General features: G+C 37.2%; 1 protein-coding gene and 1 pseudogene. Both read right to left on the minus strand.

Annotated features, from left to right (window positions below; translation table 11 throughout):
• A partial coding sequence (gene sucD, locus C6988_RS10475) for a succinate--CoA ligase subunit alpha (protein WP_182135343.1) occupies window positions 1-882 on the minus strand: 882 nt, incomplete at its 3' end.
• Window positions 879-1,103: pseudogene (locus C6988_RS10480) on the minus strand (succinyl-CoA synthetase subunit beta); the annotation flags it as partial. The gene sucD and the pseudogene C6988_RS10480, both read right to left, overlap by 4 nt.

Raw genomic sequence — 1,103 nt, forward strand, 5'->3', positions numbered from 1 at the left:
CACTGGAACTTCTGCAGGGCGTTTGGCTACTGGGACATTTGCCTTATTGAACATAGATACTTTGGACTCTGCTGAGCCATAGTTGCCCATTACAATTGCACCTGCATGTCCCATCCTCTTCTCTTTAGGAGCTGCTCGTCCGGCTATGTATGCTACAACTGGTTTATTGAATCCTGAATCAATAATTTTTTGTGCCAATAATTCTTCTGCATCTCCTCCTATCTCGCCTACAACTACAAGACCTCGTAAATCAGGAGTATCTTTGATCATTTCAAATGCATCAATTAATCTTGTTCCATTAACTGGATCTCCTCCAATTCCTATGGTTATTGTTTGACCAAATCCTGCCTGCGTTAATGCATTTGATATTTCATAAAGTAATGTCCCACTTTTTGATAAGACGACAATGTCTCCTGCTTTGAAAGGACTTGCAGGCATGATGCCAATTTTTATCACTTCAGGAATTATTACTCCCGGCGTGTTTGGTCCAATCACTACTGCGTCTTTTTGTTTTGCAAGTTCTAGTAATTCTAAGGTGTCTCTGACTGGTACATGTTCTGGAATTGCAATTAATAATTTGATTCCAGCTTCTAGCGCTTCTTTTCCTGCAGCTAAAAAGAATTTTGCTGGAACAAAAACAATTGAAACTTTTGCCCCTGTTGCATCAACTGCTTCTTTGACTGTATTGTAAATTGGAACTCCTTCAAATTTTTCTCCTCCTTTTCCTGGAGTTACTCCTGCTGCAACATTTGTGCCATACTCTATCATTAATTTTGTATGTTGTGAACCAAACTTTCCAGTTATTCCTTGAACGATAATTGGTTTTTTCTTATAATCCGAATCTGTCTCTTTTCCTTTTAGTAATTCAAATATGTCGGTCATTTTTTTACTCCCATAACTGCTGCATTGATTGCTTCTTCTACTGTATCGTATAATTCTGTTCTAGAATCTTTTAGCATTTCTTTAGCTTTATCTGATTCTGCTCCTCGTAATCTTGCAAATACTGGAAGATCTATTAGTTTATCATCATATGCTTTGATAAATGCTGATGCAACAGTTGTTGTCTTTACTATTCCTCCATACAAATTAACTAAGATTCCTTT

The sequence above is a fragment of the Nitrosopumilus sp. b1 genome (assembly GCF_014078545.1).
Classification (GTDB): Archaea; Thermoproteota; Nitrososphaeria; order Nitrososphaerales; family Nitrosopumilaceae; genus PXYB01.